Consider the following 26,022-nt stretch of genomic DNA (forward strand, 5'->3'; position numbering starts at 1 on the left):
GGGTCCCTCGCTCCGCGAGACAGGCGAAATGGCTGGCGATCCTGCCGTCAAAGGTTTTAACGGCCGTTGATGAATTTATTCTTGCCGCGGAAGCGCTCTATGGATTGCTTCACACGAACTGGGTGTAAACCCGACGCAGGCGGTGCCCCAAAGCCGATCTTCACAGGCCCTTGATCCCTGGCTCATCCGACAATGCTTGCACTTGGCGGGTTGATGCGACATGAGAAGCGCCGCAGCTGTTCCCGCTGCGTCGACCCTCTGGAGATATCTGGTCATGGCCTTTCTTGCCGACGCCCTTTCCCGCGTGAAGCCTTCCGCCACCATCGCGGTGACGCAGAAAGCCCGCGAGCTGAAAAATGCCGGCCGTGACATTATCGGCCTCGGCGCCGGCGAACCGGATTTCGATACGCCAGACAACATCAAGAATGCGGCGATCGAGGCGATCCGCCGCGGCGAGACCAAATACCCGCCGGTTTCGGGCATCGTGCCGCTGCGCGAGGCGATCGCCAAAAAGTTCAAGCGCGAGAACAATCTCGACTACAAGCCCGAGCAGACCATCGTCGGCACTGGCGGCAAGCAGATCCTGTTCAATGCTTTCATGGCGACGCTGAACCCGGGCGACGAGGTCATCATCCCCCGCCCCTACTGGGTCAGCTACCCCGAAATGGTGGCGATCTGCGGCGGCACCTCGGTGTTTGCCGACACCTCGATCGAGAATGGTTTCAAATTGACTCCCTCAGTGCTGGAAAAGGCGATCACGCCGAAGACCAAATGGCTGCTGATGAACTCGCCGTCCAACCCGTCGGGCGCCGCCTATACGGAGGCCGAGTTGCGCGCTCTGGCCGATGTGCTTTTGAAGCATCCGCACGTCTGGACGCTGACCGACGACATGTACGAGCACCTGACCTATGGCGACTTCGTCTTCAGGACCATCGCCGAGGTCGAGCCGAAACTTTATGAGCGCACACTGACGATGAACGGCGTGTCGAAAGCCTATGCCATGACCGGCTGGCGCATCGGCTATGCCGCGGGTCCGGTGCAGCTGATCAAGGCCATGGACATGATCCAGGGCCAGCAGACCTCCGGCGCCTGCACCATCGCGCAGTGGGCCTCGGTCGAGGCACTCAACGGTCCGCAGGATTTCGTCGCCAGGAACAAGGCGATCTTTCAAGGGCGGCGCGATCTCGTCGTGTCGATGCTCAACCAGGCGCGCGGCATTACATGCCCGTCGCCGGAAGGCGCCTTCTATGTCTATCCGTCCTGCGCGCAGCTGATCGGCAAGAAGACCAAGGCCGGCAAGGTCATCGACACCGACGAAGCCTTCTGCTCGGAACTGCTCGAGGCCGAGGGCGTCGCGGTGGTGTTCGGCTCGGCCTTCGGCCTCGGTCCCAACTTCCGCATCTCCTACGCCACGTCGGAGACGCTGCTGGAGGAAGCCTGCACGCGCATCCAGCGCTTTACCGCGTCGCTGACCTGATCAGGCCGGCCTGAAACAGAAAACCCGGCGTCATCGCCGGGTTTTTTGTTGGCGCCTCATGCTCCGGTATAGGCGGTGCATCCCGCTTTCGCCCGCGATGCGCTCAGCCGCCATACTGTTCAGGCGTAACCGCTTCCATCCAATCGGCATGGACGCCGTCCAGCGCTTCCTGCATGGCGACATGGGTCATCGTCGTCTTCGGACCCGCGCCGTGCCAGTGCTTTTCGCCGGGTTCGAACGAGATGACGTCACCGGCCCTGATCTCCTGGATCGGCCCGCCCCATGTCTGCGCAAGGCCGGCGCCCGCGGTGACATAGAGCGTCTGTCCCAGCGGATGCGTGTGCCAGTGGGTGCGTGCGCCGGGCTCGAAGCTGACCAGCGTGGCCCGCAGCCGCGCCGGCGCTTCCTTCTCGATGATCGGCGTCTGCAGCACTCGGCCGGTGAAATACTTGTCCGGCGCGATGATGGTCGGCACGCTGCCGCAGGCAATGATCTTCATCTGGCGATCCTCAATCCGGCAAAACCTTACCCCTGCCTACCACCCCAGCCGCGGCCAGAACAGGCCGGCTCGGCCGCGATAGGCCTGATAGTCGCCGGCCAGCGGCGTGCGCGAAAACTTTTTCTCTTCGTCGAGCGCGGCAAACACATAGAGGATGGCGATCCCGGCGACCGGCACCACCGCCCAGATCGACCAGGTCGCGATCCCCCATCCGATCCAGAAGACGATGTAGGAGGTGTAGAAGGGGTGGCGGACATAGCCGTAGGGGCCGTCGGTCAGAAGGCTGTGTGGATCGTCGGGTGCGAAGGCGAAGCGCAGCCGCGCCTTGCGCGACGTGGCAATCGCCCACCAGAACAGGGCAGAACTCGCCAGTTCGATGACAAGTCCGGTGAGTTTTGCCGAAACCGGCTGCGACTGGATCCACAGTATGGCGAGAAAGAACAGCGCCGTGGCGACGACCGCCGCCGATATCGCCATGGCACCCGGAGACATGGCCTGCGGTTGGAAATGCGCCCGCATCGACCAGACATACTGGCCAAGCGTCGCGATGCTGCAGATCGAGACAAGAAGATCGAGGACTGGTTCCATTGTCGGGATTCCGCAGTGTCATGCAGCCGGTTGTCGCGCCGGCGGTCGATTTCCAGAAACCCTTTCTTAACCACATGTTTAAAGAACATATAGAGCCCCCGATGCGATGTTGGCCTTCAGGCAAATCTGAAGGTCTAATCCAGCATGAGCGTCACTGATCGCACCATCCGCACGCCGCAGGCCGATTTGCGCCTCAGCCAGTCGTCCGGTTCCGGCATGCCCATCGTCATGATCCATGGCTCGGGCGCCTCGCGCGCCGTGTTTGCCCGCCAGTTCGACAGTCCGCTCGCCGATGCCCATCGGCTGATCGCCTTCGACCTTCCAGGCCATGGCGATTCCTCCGATGCCCGCGACCCGGCAGCCGCCTATACGATTACCGGTCTCGCGCAGACGACGGCCCGCCTTCTCGACGCGCTGGGCATCGACCGCGCCATCATCTTCGGCTGGTCGCTCGGCGGCCATGTGGCGATCGAACTTGCCAGCTTCCACCATGCGGTGAACGGTCTGGTGCTGACCGGGGCGCCGCCGGTGTCGCGAGGACCGCTCGGAATGCTGCGCGGCTTTCACGCCAACTGGGACATGCTGCTCGCCTCCAAGAAGGTTTACTCCGAACGCGACGTCGAGCGCTTTGAGGCGCTTTGCTTCGGCGACACCGCAAGTCCGTCTTTCCGCGAAGCCATAAGGCGCACCGACGGCAGGCTGCGTGCGGGCGTGGCGCGCAGCATGTTTGCCGGCAAGGGCGCCGACCAGAAACAGGTGGTGGAACACGCCCCGTTCCCGGTTGCGGTGATCAACGGAGAGCATGACCCGCTGGTGCGGCTGAGCTACTTCGAGACGGTGGCCTACGCCTCGCTATGGGAGCAGTGCCATATAATACCAGGCGCCGGCCATGCGCCGTTCTGGGAACGCCCGGACCTGTTCAACCCGTTATTGTCGCGCTACGCCGAGGCGGTGGTGAGGCAGACTGTGGCCACGCCGGCGCGCCGCACCCAGGCTCGCTGAAAATCTCCCGACGGTTTCTGGCTCTGGCCCTGTCCGCCTGAGGGCGGCGCGTTTCTATTTTCCTTGCCCTGCCGCCTAACCCGTGGGACGATGGGTTTGGGCAGGTGGCTAAATGAAAACAACCCCGCCCCCGCGACGGTCGAACAGGCCGGCCGCCGCTCACGACAGGGTGCGATCGGCGCAAAACCGTTTCCACTTTTGCTGATCGTACTCCAAGGCCAACGCCTGAGTGGAGGTCAGCCATGGGTACTCGCGCCGGAGGACGACGCACGGGACCGAAATGCATTGCCATAGTCGGTCCCTTTGCAAGCGGTAAGACGACACTTCTCGAAGCCATCCTCGCCCGTACGGGCGCCATCCCCCGCCAAAATCCCGTTTCATCGGGAAGCACAGTTTCGGATCACTCGCCCGAGGCGCGGGCGCACGCCATGAGCGTCGAGGCGACCTTTGCCACCACCGAATTCATGGGCGAGCAGATCACCTTCGTCGACTGTCCCGGCTCGATCGAATTCTCCTTCGAGGCCGAGCCGGTGCTGGCCGCTTGCGACCTCGCCGTGGTCGTCGCCGAGGCCGACGAGAAGAAGATCCCCGCCTTGCAGCTCATTATGCGCAAGCTCGACGATCTCGGCGTGCCGCGCATCCTGTTCCTCAACAAGGTCGACAAGGCAATCGCCGGCGTGCGCGATACGCTGAAGATGCTGCAGCCGACGAGCGCGGCGCCGCTGCTGCTGCGCCAGATTCCGCTGCGCAAGGACAATGTGGTGATCGGTTCGATCGACCTGGCGCTGGAGCGCGCCTACATCTACCGCGAATATGCCGAAAGCCAGGTCGCCGAGATTCCGGGCGACGAAAAGGCGCGCGAGCTGGAGGCCCGCTTCTCGATGCTGGAGACGCTCGCCGATCATGACGACCAGTTGATGGAACAGTTGCTGGAGGAGATCGAGCCGCCGAAGGACGCGGTGTTCGACGATCTGTCCGCCGACCTGCGGGCCGGCGCGATAACCCCGGTGCTGATCGGCACCGCCGAAAAGGGCAATGGCGTGCTGCGCCTGCTGAAGGCGATCCGCCATGACGCGCCGGATGTGGAGGCGACGCGCAAGCGGCTCGGCGTCCCGGACGGCAACCAGACCGTGGTCCAAGTGATGAAGACCATCCACACCGCGCATGGCGGCAAACTGTCGGTGTCGCGCGTGCTCTCCGGCCAGGTCGCCGATGCCGCCGAGCTTTATTTGTCGAACGGCGAGACAGCGAAGGTCTCGGGCATCTACAAGATGCTCGGCAAGGACCAGTCCAAGCTCACTGCCGCCAAGGCCGGCGACACGGTGGCGCTGGGCAAGCTGGACGAGGTCAAGACCGGTGAGACGTTGAGCTCCACCAAGGGCGGCATCAAGCCGCTGCTGACGCTCACGCCGCCGCAGCCGGTCTTTGCCTTTGCCTTGCGGCCAAAGGAGCGCAAGGACGAGGTCAAGATGTCGGCCGCCATCCAGCGCCTGGCCGAGGAAGATCCCTCGCTCAGCCTGCGCCACAACCAGGACTCGGCAGAGACCGTTCTGTCTGGCCATGGCGAGATGCATCTGCGGGTCGTGCGCGAGCGGCTGGAAGGCAAGAACCAGATCCCGGTCGAAGGCCATGCCCCTGCGGTTCCTTATCGCGAGACCATCCGCAAGACGGTGCAGCAGCGCGGCCGCCACAAGAAGCAGTCGGGCGGCCATGGCCAGTTCGGCGATGTGGTGATCGAGATCAAGCCGCTGCCGCGTGGCTCCGGCTTCCAGTTCTCGGACACCATCACCGGCGGCGTCGTGCCCAAGACTTACATCCAGTCGGTCGAGACCGGCGTTCGCGACTATCTGAAATCCGGCCCGCTCGGGTTCCCTGTGGTCGATGTCGCCGTCAACCTCTCCGACGGCTCCTACCATGCCGTCGATTCCTCCGACATGGCCTTCCAGATGGCGGCCAAGCTGGCGATGAAGGAAGGCATGGCGGCGTGCTCGCCGGTGCTGCTCGAACCGGTGATGAAGGTCGAGATCGTCACGCCATCCGAAGCCACCTCGAAGATCATCGCGCTGATCCCGCAAAGGCGCGGCCAGATCCTCGGCTACGACGCGCGGCCAGACTGGCCGGGATGGGATGTCGTCGAGGCGACCATGCCGCAGGCCGAGATCGGCGATCTGATCATCGAACTGCGCTCGGCGACCGCCGGCGTCGCCAGCTACCGCTGCGCCTTCGATCATATGGCCGAGCTTACCGGACGGTTGGCCGACGAGGCGATGAACTCCAACGGCAAGGCTGCCTGACAGGAGCAGTTGATCCGCACAAAAAACGGCGCCCGGATGATCCGGACGCCGCTCCTATTGCGGACCGTCTTCTTGGGAGGAAAACGGCAGGTCCGCCGCATGTATCCGCCGCGCCTGGCGGCACTGGCAGACGAATAGGTTCGGACGCGGTAGCCGCCTGAGCCCGGATCTTCCGAGTGATGCCCCCATCTCCCGGACGAACCACACCGCGTCCTATGGTCTGCTTAAACGATGAATCGCGCTTGCGACATGTTACCTGAGGTTACATGTCACTGTTACGCGGCAATTCTGATCAGTTTTTTCGCCGGCTGCGGCAGGCCTGAAAACAAAAAAGCCGGATCAACGAAGATCCGGCTGAGTTTGATTGGAAGTGCCTGTTAGGGCTAACCTCCAGAGGGGAACACTCGAGGGCGCTAATGGGAGGAGAACGCGCCCAGGAGATGATCTATATATGTGCTCATCATGCCTAAGAAACAAGCATCTATTTTGCAACACACGCATGCAAAAAGGCATAGGCTGTGGTCTAACCCATTTTAGAGCCCGATAGGACCAGAAAGAACCTTCAAACGGCCTGTGCGGCCAGCCCATTGCTGTCACAGAACCGTAACACGACCCGATTTTGCGCCGAAGCGCGAAAACGCCAAATGACACGGAATCAGGCAGAGCGCGTTTATTTTTGCGGCACCGGCCAGAATCGGAACGCTGGCCGCTGGCAAGGGAGACCTGAAATGCGAACACCGCAGGCGATCGCCGGCAGCGCGGTCTTCTTCATTGCAGCGCCTTGCGTCGTCGCCGGTGTGGTACCCTGGCTGCTGACGGACCATTACCGCGCGCCGCTGTCGACTGTGCCCGGTTTCGTTCCGCTCGGCTGGCTTCTGATCGTCGCGGCCATCGCCCTGCTCGTTCACTCCTTCGCCCGCTTTGCGCTCGAAGGCCTCGGCACGCCGGCGCCTGTCGCGCCCACCGAGAGATTGGTGATCGGCGGCGTCTACCGCCATGTCCGCAACCCGATGTATGTCGCCGTGCTGTCGATCATCCTCGGCCAGGCGCTGCTGTTTTCGAGCTGGACCGTCGTCGCATATGCCGTCATCGGCGGGGTCGTCATGGGCTCCTTCGTCAGGTTCTACGAAGAGCCGACGCTGGCCAGCCGCTACGGCGCCGAGTACGAGACCTACCGCCGCAACGTCCCCGGGTGGCTGCCACGGCTGACGCCGTGGCAGGGATAGTCAGCCCTAAGGATATGCTGAGATTCAGGTCAGGCCGAGCCGAGAATGGCTGAGGCCGAGAACCGGAGCGGAGCGTACTTAAAGTACGTGAGCACCGGAAGCGCAGGTATCAGCCGGTCGCAGGCCGGCCTCACCTGAATATCGGCGTATCCCTAGAACGACCAGCTTCTGGCCTTCGCGATGATGAAATCGCGGAACACGTGCAGCTTGGCTTGGTTCTTCATCGCGTCGGGATAGGCGAAATAGGTGTCGAAGGACGGCACCTCGGTCTCCGGCAGCAACTGCACCAGATCCGACTCCTTGGAGATCACATAGTCGGGCAGCATGGCGATGCCGGCGCCGCCCTGAACGGCGCGCTTGATCGACAAGATATCGTTGATCTGCAGCGTCGGCACCCTTTGCCCGCCTTCGAAATCGCCGATCGTCTCCAGCCAGTTCAGCTCCGACAGATGCGACGGCACCGGCACGCCGAAGGTGACGATGCGATGGTTCTTCAGATCGGCGACCGAGGTCGGCTTGCCGTGTTTGCCGACATAGGCCGGCGAGGCGTAGAGGTGGAAATGCACGGTGAACAGGCGGCGCTGGATCAGGTCGGGCTGCTGCGGCTGGCGCAGCCGGATCGCGCAATCCGCCTGGCGCATGGTGAGGTCGAGTTCCTCATTGGCCAGGATCAGCTGCAGGCTGATTTCCGGATAGAGTTCGATGAACTCCTGCACCCGCTCGGTCAGCCAGCCGGCGCCCAAGCCCACCGTGGTCGTCACCCGGAGCACGCCGGACGGCCGGTCCTTGGCCTCGGTCAGCCGCGACTTGATGGTCTCCAGCTTCATCAGCACGTCATGCGCCGTGCGAAACAGCATCTCGCCCTGTTCGGTCAGCACCAGGCCGCGAGCATGGCGGTTGAACAGCGGCACGCCGACATCATGTTCAAGCGCGCTGACCTGGCGTGAAATCGCCGATTGCGACAGATGCAATGTCTCGGCGGCATGGGTGAACGACCCAGCCTCCGCCGCAGCGTGAAACACGCGAAGCTTGTCCCAGTCCAACGCCATTGAGTTCCCCTCGTTCTGTTTTTGGCGTCTGAATGAAAAATCAGGCTTTTGAACGGCTTGCTCTGCCGTCTTGATAGATTTTATTCCGCCGCTTCGCGGTGCACCTCAATGCCGGCCAGGTACTTTTCCGCCTCAAGCGCAGCCATGCAGCCGAGCCCGGCGGCGGTCACCGCCTGACGGTAGATGTCGTCGGTCACGTCACCGGCGGCGAACACGCCGGGCACGTCGGTGCGGGTCGAATTAGGCGCCGTCCACAGATAGCCGTTCGGCTTCTGCTTCAGCTTGCCGACAAACAGCTCCACCGCCGGCGCATGGCCGATCGCCACGAACACGCCGTCGACCTTGAGATGGCTGATCTCGCCGGTCACCGCATTTTTAAGCTTCAGCCCTTCGACCGAAGGCGGCAGCGGCGTCTTGCCAGGCCGGCCGGTGATCTCGTCGACGATCGTGTCCCAGATGACGCGGACATTATCCTTCTTCAGCAGCCGCTCACGCAGGATGCGCTCGGCGCGGAAGTCGTTGCGGCGATGAATGACGGTCACGCTCTTCGCCAGATTGGAGAGGTAAAGCGCCTCCTCCACCGCCGAATTGCCGCCGCCGATCACCGCTACATCCTTGCCGCGGTAGAAGAAGCCATCGCAGGTGGCGCAGGCCGACACGCCGAAGCCCATGAAGGTCTGCTCGGTCGGGATGCCCAGCCACTTCGCCTGCGCGCCGGTGGCGATGATCAGCGCGTCGGCCGTGTAGGTGGTGCCGGAATCGCCCTTGGCTCGGAACGGCCGCACGTTGAGATCGACCTCGGTGATGATGTCGTTGATGATGTCGGTGCCGACATGCTCGGCCTGCTTCAGCATCTGTTCCATCAGCCAGGGACCCTGGATCGGATCGGCGAAGCCCGGATAGTTTTCGACATCGGTGGTGATCATCAACTGGCCGCCCTGCTGCAGGCCGGCGACGAGCATCGGCTTCAGCATGGCGCGCGCGGCATAGACCGCGGCGGTATAACCGGCTGGACCGGAACCGATGATGAGGACTGGCGCGTGCTTGGTGGTCATCTAAAGCCTCTACGGGGCAGACAATCGAGTGTGCCGTGGAAAAAGACGTGAAATGTCGCCGGTAATGTAAGGGTTGCCAACCACGCCAGCAAGACGAACGGGCCGTCGTCCCCGGAAAGCTTCGGCCCACAGGCTTATTCGCACAATCGCCGCTTTCGTTACCGCCCTAAAATCACCTGACCAAGGGCTGGCATCGCCACAAAAGTCGTTTAATGACGAGATCGCGAAAGATTCTTGCGTTTAAGCCGAGACAGCCATGCCCCTGAAAGCCGACCTCGACGCCATCGACTGGAAGATTCTGCGCGAGCTTCAGGGCGATGGACGAATGACCAATGTCGAACTGTCGAGCCGTGTCGGCATTTCCGCCCCTCCCTGCCTGCGCCGTGTCCGGCGGCTGGAGGAAACCGGCATCATCCGTGGCTACCGCGCTCTGCTCAACGCCCCGGCGCTCGGCATGGACGTCGTCGCCTTTTGCCTGATCGGCCTGCACCACCAGGCCGATGCCGAGCTCAAGACCTTCGCCGAGCGCACACGCGGCTGGCCGATCGTGCGCGATGCCTGGATGGTATCGGGCGAATCCGACTTTCTGCTGCATTGCGTGGCAAGCGACCTCGGCACGTTCCAGACCTTCGTCATCGAGCAGTTGGCCTCGGCGCCCAATGTCGACACGGTGCGCACCGCGCTGACCATCCGCCGCGTCAAGGACGAAGGGCTGGTAGCGTTCAGCGCTTGACCAAATGTATCCACTTAAAATCGCTATAAGAACAGCAGGATAGCTCCGATACTTGAATCGATTGGCGATCAAGCCTGCAGGTCGTTGATCGCCGTCAGCAGTGCACTCAGGTCGCTACTATCCCGCAGCGGCAAAACCTCAAATCCCGGCTCTTCGCTTCCCTCGCCATCCACCAGCCAGCCGCGCGGCAGGCCGGCGCGTCGCCCGGCTTGCATGTCCGCCGGCTTGTCGCCGACGATCAGCGAGCGACTAAGATCGAGGTGGAGACGCTTCTGCGCCTCGATCAGCATGCCGGGGTTGGGCTTGCGCATCGGGTGGTCGGCGACCGCCAGTGGCCCGCTGCCCGCCTCGTGATAGGCGCAGGCCACGACCATGTCGACGAAGGCATTGCGCTCACTGAGCAGTTCAAGGACCCGGCCGTTGACGGCGGCAAATTCCTTCCAGCCGAAATAGCCGCGTGCGATGCCGGACTGGTTGGTGACGATCACCACCGGGATCTTGCCCCGGTTGGCTGCGGCGATGACCGGCACGACGCCGTCGCGCAGCGCCATTTTGGCGGGATCGTCGGGATAGCCGGTATCGACATTGATGGTGCCGTCGCGGTCGAGGAACAGTGCCGGTATGTTGGTTGGAAACACTCGCGAACCGACCCGCTCGACCCAGAGGCCGGGCTCGGCCAGCGGATACGAGCCGGTGGCGCCGGTGTCAGCCATCGCTGAGACGCGCTTCGACCACTTCGCACAGATAATGATAGAGGCACAGATGCCCCTGCTGGATGATCGGCGTCGAGGTCGAGGGCACGTTGAGCAGGATGTCTGTAAGCGGCGCAAGCTTGCCGCCGGTGTCGCCGGTCAGGCTGACCACCGTCATGTCCATCATCCGCGCCTGCTCGGCGGCGGCAAGGATGCTCGGCGAATTGCCGCTGGTCGAAATGGCGAGCAGCACGCCGCCGGCCGCGCCATGCGCCTCGACCTGGCGCGAAAACACGGTGTCGAAACCGTAGTCGTTGCCCCAGGCGGTCAGCATCCCGGCATTGGCCGGCAGCGCAATGACATTGTATGCCTTGCGCTCTTTGAGGAAGCGGCCGACCAGTTCGGTGGCGATGTGGATGGCGTCGCTGGCCGAACCGCCATTGCCGCAGACCAGCAGAGCCTTGCCCGACGAGAGCGCCGACACCACAGCGCTCACGGCGCGTTCCATCTTATCGGTCAGGTCGCGCTCGGCCGTGGCTGATATCGCGGCCGCCGAGCGGACCAGGTAATCGTTCAGTCCGGACATGAAATCCCTCAGTTGGTGGCGCCGCCGGCGCGCAATTTGCCGATGGTGCCGGTGGTGCTCTTGCCCGCGACGAGGTCGACCAGCACGACGCGACCGCCGGCCTTTTGCACCACATCGGCACCGACCACGGTTTCGACGGTGTAGTCGGCACCCTTGACCAGAATGTCGGGCAGCAGCGCCTCGATCAGCGCCAGCGGCGTATCCTCTTCGAAGACGACGACGGCATCGACGGAAGCAAGCGCCGCGAGCACACAGGCGCGGTCATGCTGGTCGTTGACCGGGCGCCCCGGCCCTTTCAGCCGGCGCACCGAGGCGTCGCTGTTGAGCCCGAGCACCAGCCGGTCGCACTGGCTGCGCGCAGCGTGCAGCAAGCTGACATGGCCGGCATGCAATATGTCGAAACAGCCATTGGTGAAGCCGACGGTCAAACCCTCATCCTTCCACGTCGCCACCATGCGCGCCGCCGATGCCGCATCGAGAATGGCGTCCTTGTGGGCGGTCGGGCCGTGCGAGCGGAACAGCGCGCCGGCGAGTTCCTCGACGGTGAGCCGCGCCGTGCCGCGCTTGCCGACCACCACGCCACCGGCAGCATTGGCGATGGACGCGGCCATGACGCGATCGGCGCCCGCGGCCAGAGCCAGCGCGAAGCTCGCGATCACCGTGTCGCCGGCGCCCGACACGTCGAACACTTCGCGCGCCTGGGTGGCGATGTGGCGCGCCTCATCAGGCCCGACGACGCTCATGCCCTTTTCGCTGCGGGTGGCAACGACAAAGTCGAAACCATGCGCTGAAATCAGCTGCCGTGCGGCTGTGACGATCTCCTCATCGGCGAAAACCGGATGACCGACCGCTTCGCCGAGTTCCTTGCGGTTGGGCGTGATGGCAGTCGCGCCGGCATAGCGGGCATAGTCGCGGCCCTTGGGGTCGATCAGCACCGGTTTTCCCGCCTCGCGGCAGATGGCGATCAGTTCGGCCGCCACACCGTCGAGCAATATGCCCTTGCCGTAATCGGACAGGATGACGATGTCCGCGTGCGCCAAAGCTGCGCGGAAATGCCGGATCAAGCCTGCCCGCTCCTTGTCGTCGAGTGGCTTGATCTCTTCCTCGTCGAAGCGCAGCACCTGCTGATTGAGCGCGCTGAAGCGGCTCTTCGACGAGGTCATGCGACCGCGCGCCTGCGCCAGGCCAGACGTGTCGGCGCCAAGCTCGCCAAGCATGCGCACCACATTGTCGCCGGCCACATCGGTGCCGATCACCGACACGGGAATAGCACTGGCGCCCAGCGAGACGATGTTGGCGACGACATTGCCGGCGCCGCCCATCGTCGATGTCTCGCCGCGCCCGTGCAGCACCGGAATCGGCGCTTCCGGCGATATCCGCTCGATGACGCCATTGACGAAACGGTCGAGGATGAAGTCACCGACCACCAGCACGGCGACGTCGCCAAAGCGGGCAATGGCGCGGTGCAAAGGTTCGGGCGAAGGCGGATTGTGCTTGATCATGTCACTGGCAATGCGAGGGAAAGGCCGATCTCAATCACCCTGAAAATTGTCAATTTACGGGCCGGATCGTTCATGGCGAAGCCGATATACCGCAAATCCACGCAGCGCAACGTCAGGCAGCCGTCAGCTCTTCTGCAGCGCAACGTGGACGCCCAGTCCAACCAGCACCGCCCCGCCCGCCCGCTGCATCATCCGCTGCGCCCGGCTGGAGCGCTTGAGCCGGCCGATCACCATGCCAGCCAGGAAGACACAGACAATGTCGGCCGAGGAAAACATCAGATTGACGATGGTGCCCAGCACCACGAATTGCAGCCAGACCGGCAACGCCGCCGAGGCATCGATGAACTGCGGCAGGAACGCCATGAAGAAGATCGCCGTCTTCGGATTGAGCACTTCGACCGTGATGCTCTCGAAAAAGGCGCGGCGTGCAGATTTGCGCTCGATGATGGGCAATGCCGGATCCCCCTCCCCGCGCTTGCGGAACAGGGAAACGCCCAGCCAGATCAGATAGAGCGCGCCGATGAGCTTGACCGCCACATAGAGCGGCGGCACGGCGTGGAACAACACCGACAGCCCGGCCGCAGCCGCAAAGACATGCACATAACCGCCAAGATGGATGCCAAGCGCCGCGGTCAGCCCCGACCAGCGCCCGCGCGCCATGGTCTGCGCGGCAGCGTAGAGCATGGCCGGGCCTGGGATGTACGCAAAGATCGCCGTGGTGGCGAAAAACGCAATGAGCAGTTCGGTCGACGGCATTTTGTCCCTCAACGTGCCGGGGCGGCACAGATCGACTGAAACGGAAGCTTTGCGGCCTCACTGTGGCACATGCGCCTGCTTCATCGACAGCCCGGCTGGCGTCCCTTATAAGGACCGGAATCGCAAGCAACCAGAGGCCTTCATGATCATCGTCACGGGCGGCGCCGGCATGATCGGCTCCAACATCGTCGCCGCACTCAATGCCGAGGGTCATGACGACATAATCGTCGTCGACGACCTCACCGATGGCCACAAGATCGCCAATCTGGCCGATTTGCAGATAGCCGACTATCTCGACAAGGACGAATTCCTGCCGCGCATTGAAGCCGGCGGGCTCGGCCGCATCGAGGCCGTGTTCCACCAGGGCGCCTGCTCGACCACCACCGAGTGGAACGGCAAGTACATGATGGACGTGAACTACGCCTATTCGAAGCGGCTGCTGCATGCGTGCCTGTCACTGCGCGTGCCCTTCCTCTACGCCTCATCAGCCTCCGTCTATGGCGGCGGTTCGGAGTTTCGCGAGGATCCGGCGCTGGAGCGGCCGCTCAACGTCTATGCCTATTCGAAGAAACTGTTCGACGATTATGTCCGGCGCACCGTCTTCGATACCGACCATTCGCCGGTAGCGGGCCTGCGCTATTTCAACGTCTATGGTCCGCGCGAGGCGCACAAGGGCGCCATGGCCTCGGTCGCCTTCCATTTGTTCAACCAGGTCGAACGCGGCGAGAACCCAAAATTGTTCGGCGCCTATGACGGTTTCGGGCCGGGCGAGCAGAGCCGCGACTTCATCCATGTCGGCGATGTCGCCGACGTCAATCTGTGGCTGTGGAAGCGGGGCTCGAGCGGCATCTTCAATTGCGGCACCGGCCGCGCCCAGCCGTTCCGTGCGATCGCCGAAACCGTCATCGACACGCTTGGCAAGGGCGAGATCGAGTTCATCGAATTCCCCGATCACCTCAAGGGCAGCTACCAGAGTTTTACCCAGGCTGATATGTCTCGCTTGCGCGCAGCCGGCTATAATGGGCAATTCCGCAGCGTGGAAACCGGCGTCAGAGACTATGTCGAATGGCTGAAAGCCCAACGATCCTCGTGATCGGCCCACGCTGGGTGGGCGACATGGTCATGGCGCAGTGCCTGTTCTCGGCGCTGAAGGAACTTCATCCCAACGCCGCCATCGACGTGCTGGCCCCGGCCTGGGCTGCACCTTTGGTCAAGCGCATGCCTGAACTGCGCCAGCAGATCGATTTCCCGCTGAAACCCGGCGCGCTCGAATTCACCATTCGCCGCCGCTTCGGCCGCCTGTTGCGCGGCCGCTACGACATGGCGTACGTCCTGCCGGGGAGCTGGAAATCGGCGCTGATCCCGTTCTTTGCCCGTATTCCGCGCCGCTTCGGCAATTTGCGCGAAATGCGCTATGGCCTGCTGACCGACATCGTGCCGCTGCCGGATGCCGTCAAGCGGCGCACCGCGCAGGCCTATTTCGGCCTAGCCCAGGGCGGTCATTTCCGGCCGCCACACCTCACCGTCGATGCCGGCAACCAGAAAGAGCTTCTGGCCCGCTTCGAGCTGAAGGCTGGAGAATTCGTCGCCATGATGCCCGGCGCCGAATACGGTCCGGCCAAGCGCTGGCCGAGCGAAAGCTATGCCGGCCTCGCCCGCGAGATGATGGCCAAGAGTTTCAAGGTCGCGCTGTTCGGCTCTAAGAACGATCGCGACGTCACCGCCGAGATCGCGGCGCTGGCGCCCGGTGTCGTCGATCTCGCCGGCAAAACGCGGCTGGAAGACGCCATCGACCTGATCGCCGCGGCCAGGCTGGCTGTGTCCAATGACAGCGGCCTGATGCATGTTGCGGCTGCCGTCGGCACGCCGGTCGTTGCCGTCTACGGCTCGACCTCGCCGGAAAACACGCCGCCTCTCGCTGAACAGCGCGAGCTGATCTGGCTGCATCTTTCCTGCTCGCCCTGCCATCAGAAGGTCTGCCCGCTCGGCCATCTCAACTGCCTGAAGACGCTCGATGTCGCCAAAGTAGCGGCGGCGGCCGATCGATTGCTGGAAGTCCCGGCCACGGCATGAAGGTGCTGATCGTCAAGACATCGTCGATGGGCGACGTCATCCACACCTTCCCCGCGCTCGAGGATGCGCGCCGCAACCGCCCCGATATTGCCTTCGACTGGTGCGTCGAGGAGGCCTTTGCCGGCATCGTGGCGCTGCATCCGGCGATCGGCAAGATTCACACGGTCGCCATCCGGCGCTGGCGCAAGCACTTGTTTGACGCCGGCACCTGGCGCGAGGCGTCAGGCTTGCGCCGCGCCTTGCGAGCAAGCCATTACGACCTCGTCATCGATGCGCAAGGGTTGTTGAAATCGGCCTTTGTCGCCATCCAGGCCGGCGCGCCGGTTGCCGGTTTCGACCGCCCAAGCGCGCGAGAACCCTCGGCAACGCTGTTTTACAAGCGCAAATACGCCGTGCCGCGTGTTCTGCACGCCATCGAACGCACGCGGCGGCTGTTCGGGCTGGCGCTCGGCTACGAGCCTGATCTTTCGGCGCTGGCATCGGGGATTGTGCCGCCGCCGGGCGGCCTAGCCGGCATCGACGGCAAAACGGCCTTCCTGCTGCATGGCACCAGCCGCGAGGACAAGAAATGGCCGGCGCAAGACTGGATCGGAACCGCCCGCCTGCTGGCTGAACGAGGGATGACGCCGGTCACCACCTGGTCGAACGAGCGCGAGAAGGCAGTGGCCGAGGCGATCGCCAGAGACGTGCCGTCAACAATCGTGGTGCCGAAATCGCCGCTGGCGGACATCGCCGCCATCCTCGGCCGCTCGACGCTGGTCATCGGCGCCGACACCGGCTTGACCCACCTCGCCAGCGCCTTCGGCCTGCCGACGGTCGCGGTGTTCCTGGCGACGGAGCCGGGTTTGACCGGCCCGCGCGGGCAATATGCGTCAACGCTGCTGGCCTCAGATGGAGAGCGTGTGACGCCTGCGCAGACGGTAGCGGAGGCTGAAAAGCTATCAGCCCTTAAGCTGCAAGCTCCAGCATAGGACCTTTTCAGAATTCGCTCTGGTGAGCCGAATAGCGTGGTTTTCGAGAACCGGAGCGGAGCGTACTTAAGTACGTGAGCACCGGAAGCGCAGAAAACCGCGCTAGTCGGCCGCCAGAGTAGAATTGTCAAAAGGTCCTAGATGAACTGCACCTGGACGATCTCGTAGCCCCGTGCACCGCCGGGCGCATTGACCTCGATGGCGTCGCCGACTTCCTTGCCGATGAGCGCGCGAGCGATCGGCGACGAGATCGAGATGCGGCCCGATTTCACATCCGCTTCCTGGTCGCCGACGATCTGGTAGGTCTTCTTTTCCTCGGTGTCCTCGTCGACCAGAACGACCGTGGCGCCGAACTTGACCTTGTCGCCGCTGAGCTTGGTGACGTCGATCACCTCGGCGCGCGCAATATAGTCTTCGAGCTCGTTGACGCGGCCCTCATTGAGGCTCTGCGACTCCTTGGCGGCATGATATTCGGCATTTTCGGACAGGTCGCCATGCGAGCGCGCTTCGGAGATCGCCTCGATGATGCGCGGCCGCTCTTCCTGCTGGCGCCAACGCAGTTCTTCCTTCAATGACGCGAAGCCCTCGCCTGTCATCGGGACCTTGTTCATGATGCCTGACCTTTCCTGCCGCCACCCCCGCGTTTCGGGGAAAGCCTTGTCGATGGGTACAAAAAGAAAACGGGTCCGGCAGCCTCGGGCTAACGGAACCGTTTCACCGCAATTTCCCCCAATATAGCGATCTTCGCGCGCTTTTCACGCTGAAAAAGCGGGCTTTTGAAAAATCATGAGCCGATTGTGCAGTTGCCGCCACGGCATGCGCGTTGTGTTGCGGCTGAGACGGCAAAAAGCCGGCTGCGATTGCTCGCAACCGGCCCAGAGAAGCCGTTGGGGTGGGGTCAGCTTCTCATGAAATGGTAGATCTGTTCGGCCAGCATGCCGTATTCGCGCGAGCCTTTGCCGGTGCGCTTCTCGATTTCGGCCAGTTGCTCCTGGGCGCCGGCCAGGTCGCCGATCTGCAGATGCGCCTCGCCGAGATATTCGCGCACCAGCGTGTAATCGGGATTGATGCGCAGCGCTTCCTCGTAATAGCCGAGCCCGACCGTGACGCGGCCGGAATGGCGATGCGAATAGCCGAGATAGTTGAGAATGCGCGGATCCTGCTTGTTCTCGGCCAGGCTGAGCACGGCGATCGCCTCATCATAACGCCCAGCCATCGCCAGATCGTGGCCCGCCTCATAGATGTTGTCGTCGTCGAGCATGCCGTACTTCGGCGCGACGCACTTCTTGAGCTTCTTGTCCCAGACCTCGCCCTTCTTGCATTTCGTGCTCCCGCCGTCGCTGCCGCCTCCGCCGCCCTCGCCGGCGGTAAATGCTGGCGCCGCAAACAGCGGCAGAGCGACAACAGCTAGAACTTGAATCAGCAAACGTCTGCGCATCGAAGCCTCCTTGAGGGATAATGATGAAATGCTAACGCCAGGCGAGCGCCGTTTCATCCCGGAAAAGCCGCGCCACCAAAACTATTTCGCAAAACCACTTCAAAAGACAGGCACGCGAGTCGGAATCCCGCCGGGCGGTGAGCCCAGCCGGCCGAACGGACGTGACGCGCGCTGCAAATCCGCTATCATCCGCGAAATGACCAGCGGAGTGCGCGAGAGTGCAACAGCGCCGTGAACGGGAATGGGAGCTATCGATCGGCCCGGACACCGTGCGCCTGTTCATTCTCAAGGCGAAGGCGCTGAGCGCGGCGGTCAACGAAGATTATGACGATGGCGCCGAGCACGAGGTCGAGTTCGACGGCGACAGGCACGACAACCACCACCATGACGGGCTTGCCGAGGAAAGCTCGGAAAACCTCACCGAAGAAGAGCTGCGCGAACTGATCAACGACCTCAATGTCGACGAAGCCGCCGAACTCATCGCGCTGGCCTGGGTCGGCCGCGGCGACTATGACGCGGCGGAATGGACTGATGCGGTCGCAGCCGCCCGCGAGCGCGCCAACAAGCGCACGGCGAAATATTTGCTTGGCATGCCGCTGCTGGCCGACTGGCTGGAGGAAGGGCTGGAGGCGATCGGCGCGTAACGCCGGGGTAACCGTTCGTGATGGGCCGCAGGCAACCTCCCGCCGCTTGCGCCGTTGAGGGCGATGGGGTCGTTTGTCTTTTCCAGAACATTCCGGATTGCACTGGTCATGGCCGTCACGGCCCTGCTGGTGACGTCCCTGCTGCTGACGCAAGCCGACGCCAAACAGCGTCGCAAGCATCACACGCCACTGTCACAACGGTTGGAACAGCTGTTTTCACCGCGGGCTGACCAGCCGGTGAAGCCTCGCAGCAAGCACCGCCAGAAGCCCAGGGCCAAGCGGCATATCACGCCAAACCAGGTGCAACAGACGAAGCCGGATCCAAAACCCTCACCCGCCGATATTCCGGTACAGCCCTCGCGCGTTGTTCCGGTGCCTGAGGCACGTCCCGCAGAGGTGCCGAAGACCAACGCCGCAACGACCGAAGAGCAAAAGACCGAAGGTCCGAAGACCATCGGCGCGCCCAACCGATCCAATGACGATCGATTCAATGAAGAAAAATCCCGTGAGAGAAAGCAGGCTCGGCCCGAACTGCCAGCTCCCGAACACTCAGGGCCGAAGCCGTCGACCGATACGGAAAGCGAGCCCGAGCCGCCGTCCGTGGTGCCGGTTCCGACCGAAAGGCCCGACGTCACGAAGCCGGAGGTAGAGCCGCCGGTCGTCGCTCCGCAGCCGCCTGACAAACCCGCGGATGCCGACGACGAGAAAATGCTGCCCGACCCGCGCTCGGCCGATCTGCCCGACGCCAAAATGCCGGCGGAGGAAGTTGCCTGTCGTGAGCGGCTGACGGCGCTTGGCGTCGAGTTCGAAGAGCACAAGGCGGAAAGCAATCCCGATATCGGCTGCTCGATCCCCTATCCCATCATGTTGAAGTCGTTCGGAAAATCCATCGCCATCGGCCCCGCGACCGAGCTCAACTGCCCCATGGCCGAAGCCGCCGCCCGCTTTGCCGCCAATGTCATCCAGCCGGCAGCAAAAGCTGAATTCGGCGCCGACCTGAAATCGATCAACCAGGCATCGGCCTTCGTCTGCCGGCCGCGCCACGGTACGCGCAAACTGTCGGAACACGCCTTCGGCAACGCCCTCGATATCGCCAGCTTCACTTTGTCCGATGGCAGGAAGATCGAGGTCGGCCCGGCGCCGCCCGAAAAGGACGCGAAATTCCTCAACGCGGTGCGCAAGGCCGCCTGCGGGCCGTTCAAGACGGTGCTCGGACCGGGCGCCGATGCCGACCATTCCCTGCATTTCCATCTCGATCTCGAACCGCGCCGGCACGGCGGGACATTCTGCCAGTAGGCCGGCAGGGTGACCCATGTGCCGCATTTCGGCCGCAGGCATGAACGCGTGCGCTGAGTTTTCCTTTACCCTTGATCGTTAAAATGCCGGATATCCGTCAAAGGGATTCCGTCAATGGCCGGCAGATTTCGCGCGGTTTTTCTCGTCACCTTGCGCCAATCGAAACGCGCAGCGATGGTGGCCGCCTGCCTTGCGCTCGCCGCCGTTTCGGCTTGCAACACCGGCAGCGTGCTAAATTTGGAGCCGGCCGTCGATGTGGGCTCACAGACCGCGGCTGTGCCGCAAGCCGAACCGCAATATGAAGGCATGCAGAAGCTCGTCCCGTCCAACCCCTACATGACCGCAGCCTATCCGCGCATGGACGAGCCGATGTCCGAGCCCGAACAGATGCCGGCCAGCGAAACCGACTGCCGTGGCGAATTGCGGCGCCTCGGCGTCGAATACACCGACGTCCAGCCGATCCATGAAGGACAATGCGGCATCGATTATCCGGTCAAGGTCTCGGCCATTGGCGGCATCCAGATGAAGCCGGCGGCGACATTGACCTGCGACATGGCCGCCAGCTTTGCCGCCTGGACCAGGAACGAGCTGGTCCCCTCCGCCCGCTGGCGCTATTTCTCGGGCGTCAAGACCATCCACCAGGGCTCGAGCTATTCCTGCCGCAACATCGCCGGCGAAGGTGTTTTGTCCGAGCACGGCAAGGGCAACGCGCTCGACGTCATGAGCATCGAGCTCAACAATGGCGACGACATCGACGTGCGCAAGCCCGGGCTGTTTGCCTTCCGCACCCGTGGTTTCCTCAACAATGTGCGCGCCGACGGCTGCCAGTATTTCACCACCGTGCTCGGCCCCGGCTACAACTACGACCACCGCAACCATTTCCATTTCGACATCAAGAACCGCAAGAGCGGCTACCGCGCCTGCCGGTAGCCGGCTCTTTGCCAAAGCCCGCTTACCCCGCATAAAGTGACGCCTCGCAAGCAGGCGGCGACAGGTGGGACAGAAAAGCCTCAGACGACGCGCAACGATCTGGCTTGCGGCTTTCGTGGCCGCCTGGCTGGCGCTCGCCTATGTCGCCGCACCTGAGTTCTGGACGTTTCGCGATCGCGGCTTTCGCAAGCAGACCTTCGAAATGGTGACGCATACGCCGCAAGGCATTCCTGGCGACCCGATCAATGTCGGCCTTGTCGGCAGCGAAAAGGAGCTTGTGCATGCCTTCGCCGTTGCCGGATGGGACACTGCCGATGGCGTGACGCTGAAGACCGCGATCGAAATCGGGGAAAGCGTGCTGTTCGATCGTCCCTATCCCGACGCACCGGTCAGCCGGCTGCTGTTCGAAGGCCGCGCCCAGGACCTCGCCTTTGAAAAACCGGTCGGCGGCAGCGCCGACCGGCGTCATCATGTCCGCTTCTGGCACACCGATGCGACCGGCGACGATGGCCGCCCGCTCTGGCTGGGCTCGGCCAGCTTCGATCGCGGCGTTGGGCTCAGCCACGACACCGGCGCCATCACCCACCACATCGGTCCCGACATCGACGCCGAGCGCGATCTCGTGATCCACGACCTGACTGCGGCCGGCATGGTGATCTCGGTGAGTGATATCCCCGGCATCGGCGCCACCAAAACCGGACGCAATGGCGGCGGCGATCCCTATTTCACCGATGGCAAGGCCATTGTCGGCGCCCTGAAGCGGCTGCCATAGCAAAAGATTGCAAAGGGTCAGGTCATGGTGATCACGATCTTGCCGAACGGCCCTTTCTCAAGATGCTTCAACGCCAGCGGCACCTCTTCGAAGCCAAACACCTTGTCGATGACCGGCTTGAGCGCCAACGCTTCGATCGCCTGGTTCATCCGCTCGAAAGCACGGCGATGGCCGACCGACAGGCCCTGCACGGTGATGCGGTTGCGCATGAACGGCAGGATCGGAAAGCTGAGCTCGGTGCCGCCGAGGACGCCGATGATCGACAGGCGGCCATCCGCGGCCAGCGCACTGAGCGAACGCCGCGCATTGTCGCCGCCGACCATTTCCAGCACATGGTTGACGCCAATGCCCGCCGTCAGGTCGCGCGCGGCTTTGTCCCATGCCGGCTGGGTCCGGTAGTTGATCACCTGCCAGGCGCCGAGTTGCCTCGCCCGCTCGAGCTTCTCGTCGCTGCTCGACGTAACGATGGAGCGCAGACCGAATACGTTGGCAAACTGCAACGCAAACAGCGACACACCACCGGTGCCCTGGATGAGAAGAGTCTGGCCTGGCACCGGCTTGGTCGCCTCGACCAATGCGAACCACGCTGTCAGCGCCGCGATCGGCAGCGTCGCGGCCTCGACATCGCTGAGCGATGGTGGCGCCGACACTGCGGCTTCCTCGCCAAGGACGACGTGATCGGAAAGCATGCCCGAGAGCGACGACCCCAGCGTGTGCTTGTGCAGCACCGGTGGAGCCTCGCCATCCGGCCAGTCGGCGATCACCTGCCCGAGCACGCGCTGCCCGACTCGAAAACGGCTGACCTCCTTGCCGACGGCTACCACCTCGCCCAGTGCGTCGGATGTCGGCACGAAGGGAAAGACAAGGTCAGGGATCAGCGTGCCGTCGATGATCATCCTGTCCTTGTAGTTCAGGGATACCGCTTTGGTTCGCACCAGAAGCTCGCGCGGGCCTGGCTCGGGAACCTTGCCTTCAACCCTCTTCAGCCTGGACAGGCCAAAGCCGGTCATCTGCCAGGATCTGTTGCCTTGGGTGCTCATCTTGTTTCGCGCTCCCTGATTGACGTCACGCGAGACATCTATGCCATTTCTCTATGGAAAATAGCGCTTCTATGCGGCATATTCGGCAACAGATTGAATACCTGACCTCTACAATAGAGCGACCAATGGAATCAGCCAACCTGCAAGGCATCGTCGCCTTCGTCCACGTGGTGGAGGCCGGCAGCTTCACCGGTGCCGGCGAACGTATGCATGTGACGAAATCGGCGGTCGGCAAGACGATTGCGCAGTTGGAGCAGCGCCTCGGCGTTCGCCTGCTCAACCGCACCACTCGCAGCCTCAGCCCAACCAGCGAAGGCGTCAGCTACTATGAAGCCTCTGTCAGGGCGCTGGCTGAGATCGAGGCTGCCCACGCGTTGATTGCCTTGCGTCGCCAGGTGCCTTCCGGCCGGCTTCGTGTCGACGTGCCTCTGGCCTTCGGCCGCCGCTGCGTCGCCCCTGTTCTGTTCGATCTTTCCAGGCAGTTCCCGGATCTGACGGTAGAAATCTCCTTCAATGACCGGCGGGTCGAGTTGATAGAGGAAGGCATCGATCTCGCCATCCGGATGGGCGATCTCGACGACAGCCTGTCGCTCGCCGCGCGTCGCATCTATGCCCAGCGCTCGGCGATCTGCGCCGCCCCTGCCTATCTCGAAAACCACGGCAGGCCGCGATCGATCGAGGATCTTGCCGCCCATAGCGTCATCGGTTACGGCCGCGACGGCGTCGTCAGGCCCTGGACCGTAAGGCATAGCGACGGACATCTCGGAAAATTCGTGCCCAAAGCGCGGCTCGTCCTCGGTCATGGCGAACCGATGCTGGATGCAGCGCTTGCCGGCTGCGGCATTGCTTTTCTGCCAACCTGGCTGGCGGCCGACTGCCTCAAAAGCGGCGAACTTGAGATGGTTCTGTCGGATTGTCTGGTCGAAAACGTCGTCGTGCATGCCATCTGGCCGGTGACACGCAACCTGGCGCCGAAGGTTCGCGTCGTCGTCGATGCCCTGGTCGAGCGTTTTTCGTCGCCGCCTTGGGATGTCGCTTGAAAGATCCGCGCCCGTCATCTTGAAAAATCGCGGCCATCTATTTTCGAAAACCGCGCGGCAATGCTATTGACCCCTGATGCTATACGTCGAAATCGCTACCGTGGTCGTCCTCATCTGTGTGAACGGCCTTCTATCGATGTCCGAGCTCGCCATCGTTTCGTCGCGCCCGGCACGGCTCAAGGCGATGATCGACCGCGGCGTCAACGGCGCCGGGCGCGCGCTGGCGCTCGGCTCCAACCCCGGCAAGTTCCTGTCGTCGGTGCAGATCGGCATCACCTTGGTCGGCGTGCTGTCAGGCGCCTTCTCCGGCGCCACGCTGGGCGACAGGCTGTCGGTGTACCTGGCCTCGACCGGCATCCGCGAAAACATCGCCGATCCGCTCGGCGTCGGCATCGTCGTCGCCATCATCACCTATTTCTCGCTGATCGTCGGCGAACTGGTGCCCAAGCAGATCGCGCTGCGCGATCCCGAACGCGTCGCCGCCCGCGCGGCGCCGGCGATGACCATCCTTGCCACCGTCTCGGCGCCGCTCGTCTTCCTGCTCGACATTTCCGGCCGCGCCATATTGTGGCTGCTCGGCCAGCGCGGCGAAAGCGACGAGAAGGTCACTGACGAGGAGATCAAGATGCTGGTCGCCGAGGCCGAGCATCACGGCACCATCGAATCCGACGAACGGCGCATGATTGCCGGCGTCATGCGACTTGGCGACCGCGCGGTGCGCGCGGTGATGACGCCACGCACCGAGGTCGACTGGATCAATCTGCAGGCGGATGAGAGCGCCATCCGCAAGCTGTTGATGGACACCCAGCATTCGCGCCTGCCGGCGGGCGATGGCGGCGTCGATGTCATGGTCGGCGTCGTCCAGACCCGCGACGTGCTGGCCGCCCTGCTGGCCGGCCGCGCGCTCGACCCGCGCAAGCACGTACGCGCCGCCCCCATCGTCTATGACCAGGCCGACGCGCTGGACGTGCTGCAGAAGCTGAAGGATTCCGACGTGCCGATGGCGCTGGTGCATGACGAATACGGCCATTTCGAAGGCATCGTCACCCCCGCAGACATTCTCGAAGCCATCACCGGCGTCTTCCGCGCCGATCTCGATGCCGGCGAGGAGGAAAACGCCGTCAAGCGCGAGGACGGCTCATGGCTGCTCGCCGGCTACATGCAGGCCGATGAGATGGCCGAGGTTCTCGGCATCGACCTGCCGGAAAACCGCGACTACGAAACCGTCGCCGGCTATGTGCTGTCGCACATGCATCATCTGCCGGCGACGGGCGAATGCGTCGACGCGCAGGGATGGCGCTTCGAGGTCGTCGACCTCGACGGCCGCCGCATCGACAAGCTGATCGCCACCCGCCTGCCCAGCGGCCATCGCGAAGTGGTGCGCTGACAACAGTGTCCCTTCACACCGCGGCTTCGATCGGTTCGGCAAGTCTGGGATTGGACCGCGAGGCGATCAGGCAACTGGCCACGATCAGGGCGGCACCCGCCAACGTGGTCCAGGTCGCCGCCTCATCGAAGAACAGCCAGCCGAACACGATCGCCCAGATGAAGGCCGAATATTCCGTCGGGATCAGATATTGCGCTTCGGCGCGCGCATAGGACCAGCTCATCAGGAACTGGCCGGAGAGCGACAAAGCCGTCACACCCGCAAGGGGAAGCCAGAGATTGCCCGGCAGGGCAACCGCCAGCCAGGGCGCGGCGGGGAGAAGGACGGTGGCGACGCACAGGTTCTGGAACATCATGATCTCGCCTGGCTTGGCCACCAGCGCCTGTCGCCGCGAGAGGATCAGGTTGTAGGCATAGAACACTGTCGACGCGAGCACCGCCACCGTGCCAAGCAGAGCATCCCCGGTGTAACTGCCTTGCCCGAACTGTCCGGCCATGATGATGACGACGCCGGCAATGCCGGCCAGCGACGCCCAGATCGCCTGGCGCTGGATGCGTTCGCCCAACAGCAGCGCGGCCAGCAGAAGAGCAAACAGCGGTGCTACGAAACTAAGCCCGATCCCATCCGCCAGCGGCAGCCTGGCAAGCCCCCAGAAGAATGACAGCAGGACGATGCAGACAACGACGGCACGCAGCGCATGCAGCTTGAGCACGGAAGGCGCGGGAAGCACGCGCCGCCCTGCCGCCCAGGCCGTGCCCGCGACGACGGTTGCAAGCATGCTTCGCCACAGCACCGTGTTGTAGACACCGACGGCGATGACCAGAACCTTCATTGCCGCATCCATGGCGGACAGAAGGAAGATCGCCAGCGCGCAGACCAGCACCGGGATCATGGGGGAAACGACGCCTGTCAGGCTGGGTGACTTCACGGGGACTGCTCATGTGATGGATCGCAGCCGGATATATCAGGGCA

At 63.3% G+C, this 26,022-nt stretch carries 26 protein-coding genes; 14 read left to right on the top strand and 12 right to left on the bottom strand.

Annotated elements, in window-relative coordinates; all coding sequences use genetic code 11:
* The first annotated feature begins 274 nt into the window (after window positions 1-274).
* Window positions 275-1,477 carry a pyridoxal phosphate-dependent aminotransferase gene (locus tag AC1DYC_RS12560; protein ID WP_477406703.1) on the top strand — a complete coding sequence of 401 codons (1,203 nt, stop codon included), beginning with the start codon at window positions 275-277 and terminating at the stop codon, window positions 1,475-1,477.
* 103 nt (window positions 1,478-1,580) lie between these two features.
* Here the strand turns inward: AC1DYC_RS12560 and AC1DYC_RS12565 are convergent, their stop codons facing one another.
* Both AC1DYC_RS12565 and AC1DYC_RS12570 read right to left on the bottom strand, forming a co-directional pair.
* Window positions 1,581-1,976, bottom strand: a complete 396-nt coding sequence (locus tag AC1DYC_RS12565) for a (R)-mandelonitrile lyase (protein ID WP_477310124.1) — start codon at window positions 1,974-1,976, stop codon at window positions 1,581-1,583.
* Window positions 1,977-2,012: 36 nt separating this feature from the next.
* Entirely contained in the window at window positions 2,013-2,564 is a 552-nt protein-coding gene (locus AC1DYC_RS12570) for a methyltransferase family protein (protein WP_477406705.1), read from the bottom strand.
* A gap of 144 nt (window positions 2,565-2,708) precedes the next feature.
* Here AC1DYC_RS12570 and AC1DYC_RS12575 point away from each other — a divergent pair, with 144 nt between their 5' ends.
* The 3 genes from AC1DYC_RS12575 to AC1DYC_RS12585 all read left to right on the top strand — a co-directional run bounded on the left by AC1DYC_RS12575 (window position 2,709) and on the right by AC1DYC_RS12585 (window position 7,086).
* A complete protein-coding gene (locus AC1DYC_RS12575) occupies window positions 2,709-3,566 on the top strand; it encodes an alpha/beta fold hydrolase (protein ID WP_477406707.1) in 858 nt (285 codons plus the stop codon).
* A gap of 242 nt (window positions 3,567-3,808) precedes the next feature.
* A complete protein-coding gene (locus AC1DYC_RS12580) occupies window positions 3,809-5,860 on the top strand; it encodes an elongation factor G (RefSeq protein WP_477406709.1) in 2,052 nt (683 codons plus the stop codon).
* 728 nt (window positions 5,861-6,588) lie between these two features.
* The gene (locus tag AC1DYC_RS12585; protein WP_477406711.1) at window positions 6,589-7,086 is read left to right on the top strand and encodes a methyltransferase family protein; all 498 of its coding nucleotides are present in this window, start codon (window positions 6,589-6,591) and stop codon (window positions 7,084-7,086) included.
* A gap of 152 nt (window positions 7,087-7,238) precedes the next feature.
* On the opposite strand, the gene AC1DYC_RS12590 is transcribed toward AC1DYC_RS12585, so the two are convergent.
* Complete coding sequence (locus AC1DYC_RS12590; protein WP_181058731.1) at window positions 7,239-8,135, bottom strand: LysR family transcriptional regulator; 897 nt, start codon at window positions 8,133-8,135, stop codon at window positions 7,239-7,241.
* A gap of 80 nt (window positions 8,136-8,215) precedes the next feature.
* Entirely contained in the window at window positions 8,216-9,190 is a 975-nt protein-coding gene (gene trxB / locus AC1DYC_RS12595) for a thioredoxin-disulfide reductase (RefSeq protein WP_477406713.1), read from the bottom strand.
* A 256-nt stretch (window positions 9,191-9,446) separates the two neighbouring features.
* Here trxB and AC1DYC_RS12600 point away from each other — a divergent pair, with 256 nt between their 5' ends.
* Entirely contained in the window at window positions 9,447-9,923 is a 477-nt protein-coding gene (locus AC1DYC_RS12600) for an Lrp/AsnC family transcriptional regulator (RefSeq protein WP_477406715.1), read from the top strand.
* A gap of 68 nt (window positions 9,924-9,991) precedes the next feature.
* Here AC1DYC_RS12600 and AC1DYC_RS12605 read toward each other — a convergent pair whose 3' ends face one another.
* The 4 genes from AC1DYC_RS12605 to AC1DYC_RS12620 form a co-directional block, all read right to left on the bottom strand.
* A complete protein-coding gene (locus tag AC1DYC_RS12605; RefSeq protein ID WP_477406717.1) occupies window positions 9,992-10,636 on the bottom strand; it encodes a D-glycero-alpha-D-manno-heptose-1,7-bisphosphate 7-phosphatase in 645 nt (214 codons plus the stop codon).
* A complete protein-coding gene (locus AC1DYC_RS12610; RefSeq protein WP_477406719.1) occupies window positions 10,629-11,201 on the bottom strand; it encodes a D-sedoheptulose-7-phosphate isomerase in 573 nt (190 codons plus the stop codon). Before AC1DYC_RS12610 ends, AC1DYC_RS12605 begins: the two co-directional genes overlap by 8 nt.
* A gap of 8 nt (window positions 11,202-11,209) precedes the next feature.
* A complete protein-coding gene (gene rfaE1, locus AC1DYC_RS12615) occupies window positions 11,210-12,703 on the bottom strand; it encodes a D-glycero-beta-D-manno-heptose-7-phosphate kinase (protein WP_477406721.1) in 1,494 nt (497 codons plus the stop codon).
* Window positions 12,704-12,826: 123 nt separating this feature from the next.
* Window positions 12,827-13,459, bottom strand: a complete 633-nt coding sequence (locus tag AC1DYC_RS12620) for a LysE family translocator (RefSeq protein WP_477406723.1) — start codon at window positions 13,457-13,459, stop codon at window positions 12,827-12,829.
* Window positions 13,460-13,601: 142 nt separating this feature from the next.
* Here AC1DYC_RS12620 and rfaD point away from each other — a divergent pair, with 142 nt between their 5' ends.
* The 3 genes from rfaD to waaC are packed head-to-tail and all read left to right on the top strand — an operon-like array spanning window position 13,602 to window position 16,503.
* A complete protein-coding gene (rfaD, locus tag AC1DYC_RS12625; protein ID WP_477406725.1) occupies window positions 13,602-14,552 on the top strand; it encodes an ADP-glyceromanno-heptose 6-epimerase in 951 nt (316 codons plus the stop codon).
* Window positions 14,525-15,532: a lipopolysaccharide heptosyltransferase II gene (gene waaF / locus AC1DYC_RS12630; protein WP_477406727.1), complete on the top strand. Its 1,008-nt coding sequence runs from the start codon at window positions 14,525-14,527 to the stop codon at window positions 15,530-15,532. The genes rfaD and waaF overlap by 28 nt, the downstream gene beginning before the upstream one ends.
* A complete protein-coding gene (waaC, locus tag AC1DYC_RS12635; protein WP_477406729.1) occupies window positions 15,529-16,503 on the top strand; it encodes a lipopolysaccharide heptosyltransferase I in 975 nt (324 codons plus the stop codon). The genes waaF and waaC overlap by 4 nt, the downstream gene beginning before the upstream one ends.
* A gap of 137 nt (window positions 16,504-16,640) precedes the next feature.
* On the opposite strand, the gene greA is transcribed toward waaC, so the two are convergent.
* Window positions 16,641-17,114, bottom strand: coding sequence for a transcription elongation factor GreA (gene greA / locus AC1DYC_RS12640; protein ID WP_181058741.1), 474 nt, complete (start codon window positions 17,112-17,114; stop codon window positions 16,641-16,643).
* Between the two features lie 287 nt (window positions 17,115-17,401).
* Window positions 17,402-17,941 (bottom strand): tetratricopeptide repeat protein, encoded by a 540-nt coding sequence (locus AC1DYC_RS12645; protein WP_477285135.1) that lies wholly within the window; start codon window positions 17,939-17,941, stop codon window positions 17,402-17,404.
* Between the two features lie 218 nt (window positions 17,942-18,159).
* Between AC1DYC_RS12645 and AC1DYC_RS12650 the strand changes: the two genes are divergently transcribed.
* The 4 genes from AC1DYC_RS12650 to AC1DYC_RS12665 all read left to right on the top strand — a co-directional run bounded on the left by AC1DYC_RS12650 (window position 18,160) and on the right by AC1DYC_RS12665 (window position 21,583).
* Window positions 18,160-18,585, top strand: coding sequence for a DUF3775 domain-containing protein (locus tag AC1DYC_RS12650; RefSeq protein WP_477302988.1), 426 nt, complete (start codon window positions 18,160-18,162; stop codon window positions 18,583-18,585).
* Between the two features lie 201 nt (window positions 18,586-18,786).
* Window positions 18,787-19,881: an extensin-like domain-containing protein gene (locus AC1DYC_RS12655; protein WP_477408275.1), complete on the top strand. Its 1,095-nt coding sequence runs from the start codon at window positions 18,787-18,789 to the stop codon at window positions 19,879-19,881.
* A gap of 114 nt (window positions 19,882-19,995) precedes the next feature.
* The gene (locus AC1DYC_RS12660; RefSeq protein WP_477406731.1) at window positions 19,996-20,811 is read left to right on the top strand and encodes an extensin-like domain-containing protein; all 816 of its coding nucleotides are present in this window, start codon (window positions 19,996-19,998) and stop codon (window positions 20,809-20,811) included.
* A gap of 64 nt (window positions 20,812-20,875) precedes the next feature.
* Window positions 20,876-21,583, top strand: coding sequence for an LssY C-terminal domain-containing protein (locus AC1DYC_RS12665; protein WP_477406733.1), 708 nt, complete (start codon window positions 20,876-20,878; stop codon window positions 21,581-21,583).
* A gap of 17 nt (window positions 21,584-21,600) precedes the next feature.
* Here AC1DYC_RS12665 and AC1DYC_RS12670 read toward each other — a convergent pair whose 3' ends face one another.
* Window positions 21,601-22,623, bottom strand: a complete 1,023-nt coding sequence (locus tag AC1DYC_RS12670; RefSeq protein ID WP_477406735.1) for a zinc-dependent alcohol dehydrogenase family protein — start codon at window positions 22,621-22,623, stop codon at window positions 21,601-21,603.
* A gap of 125 nt (window positions 22,624-22,748) precedes the next feature.
* Between AC1DYC_RS12670 and AC1DYC_RS12675 the strand changes: the two genes are divergently transcribed.
* Together AC1DYC_RS12675 and AC1DYC_RS12680 are read left to right on the top strand one after the other, a co-directional pair.
* Window positions 22,749-23,663, top strand: a complete 915-nt coding sequence (locus AC1DYC_RS12675; protein WP_477406737.1) for a LysR family transcriptional regulator — start codon at window positions 22,749-22,751, stop codon at window positions 23,661-23,663.
* A gap of 76 nt (window positions 23,664-23,739) precedes the next feature.
* A complete protein-coding gene (locus AC1DYC_RS12680; RefSeq protein WP_477406739.1) occupies window positions 23,740-25,050 on the top strand; it encodes a hemolysin family protein in 1,311 nt (436 codons plus the stop codon).
* A 13-nt stretch (window positions 25,051-25,063) separates the two neighbouring features.
* On the opposite strand, the gene AC1DYC_RS12685 is transcribed toward AC1DYC_RS12680, so the two are convergent.
* Window positions 25,064-25,942 (bottom strand): DMT family transporter, encoded by an 879-nt coding sequence (locus AC1DYC_RS12685; protein WP_477408276.1) that lies wholly within the window; start codon window positions 25,940-25,942, stop codon window positions 25,064-25,066.
* Between the last annotated feature and the right edge of the window lie 80 nt (window positions 25,943-26,022).

Source organism: Mesorhizobium sp. P2_E7 (assembly GCF_056403855.1).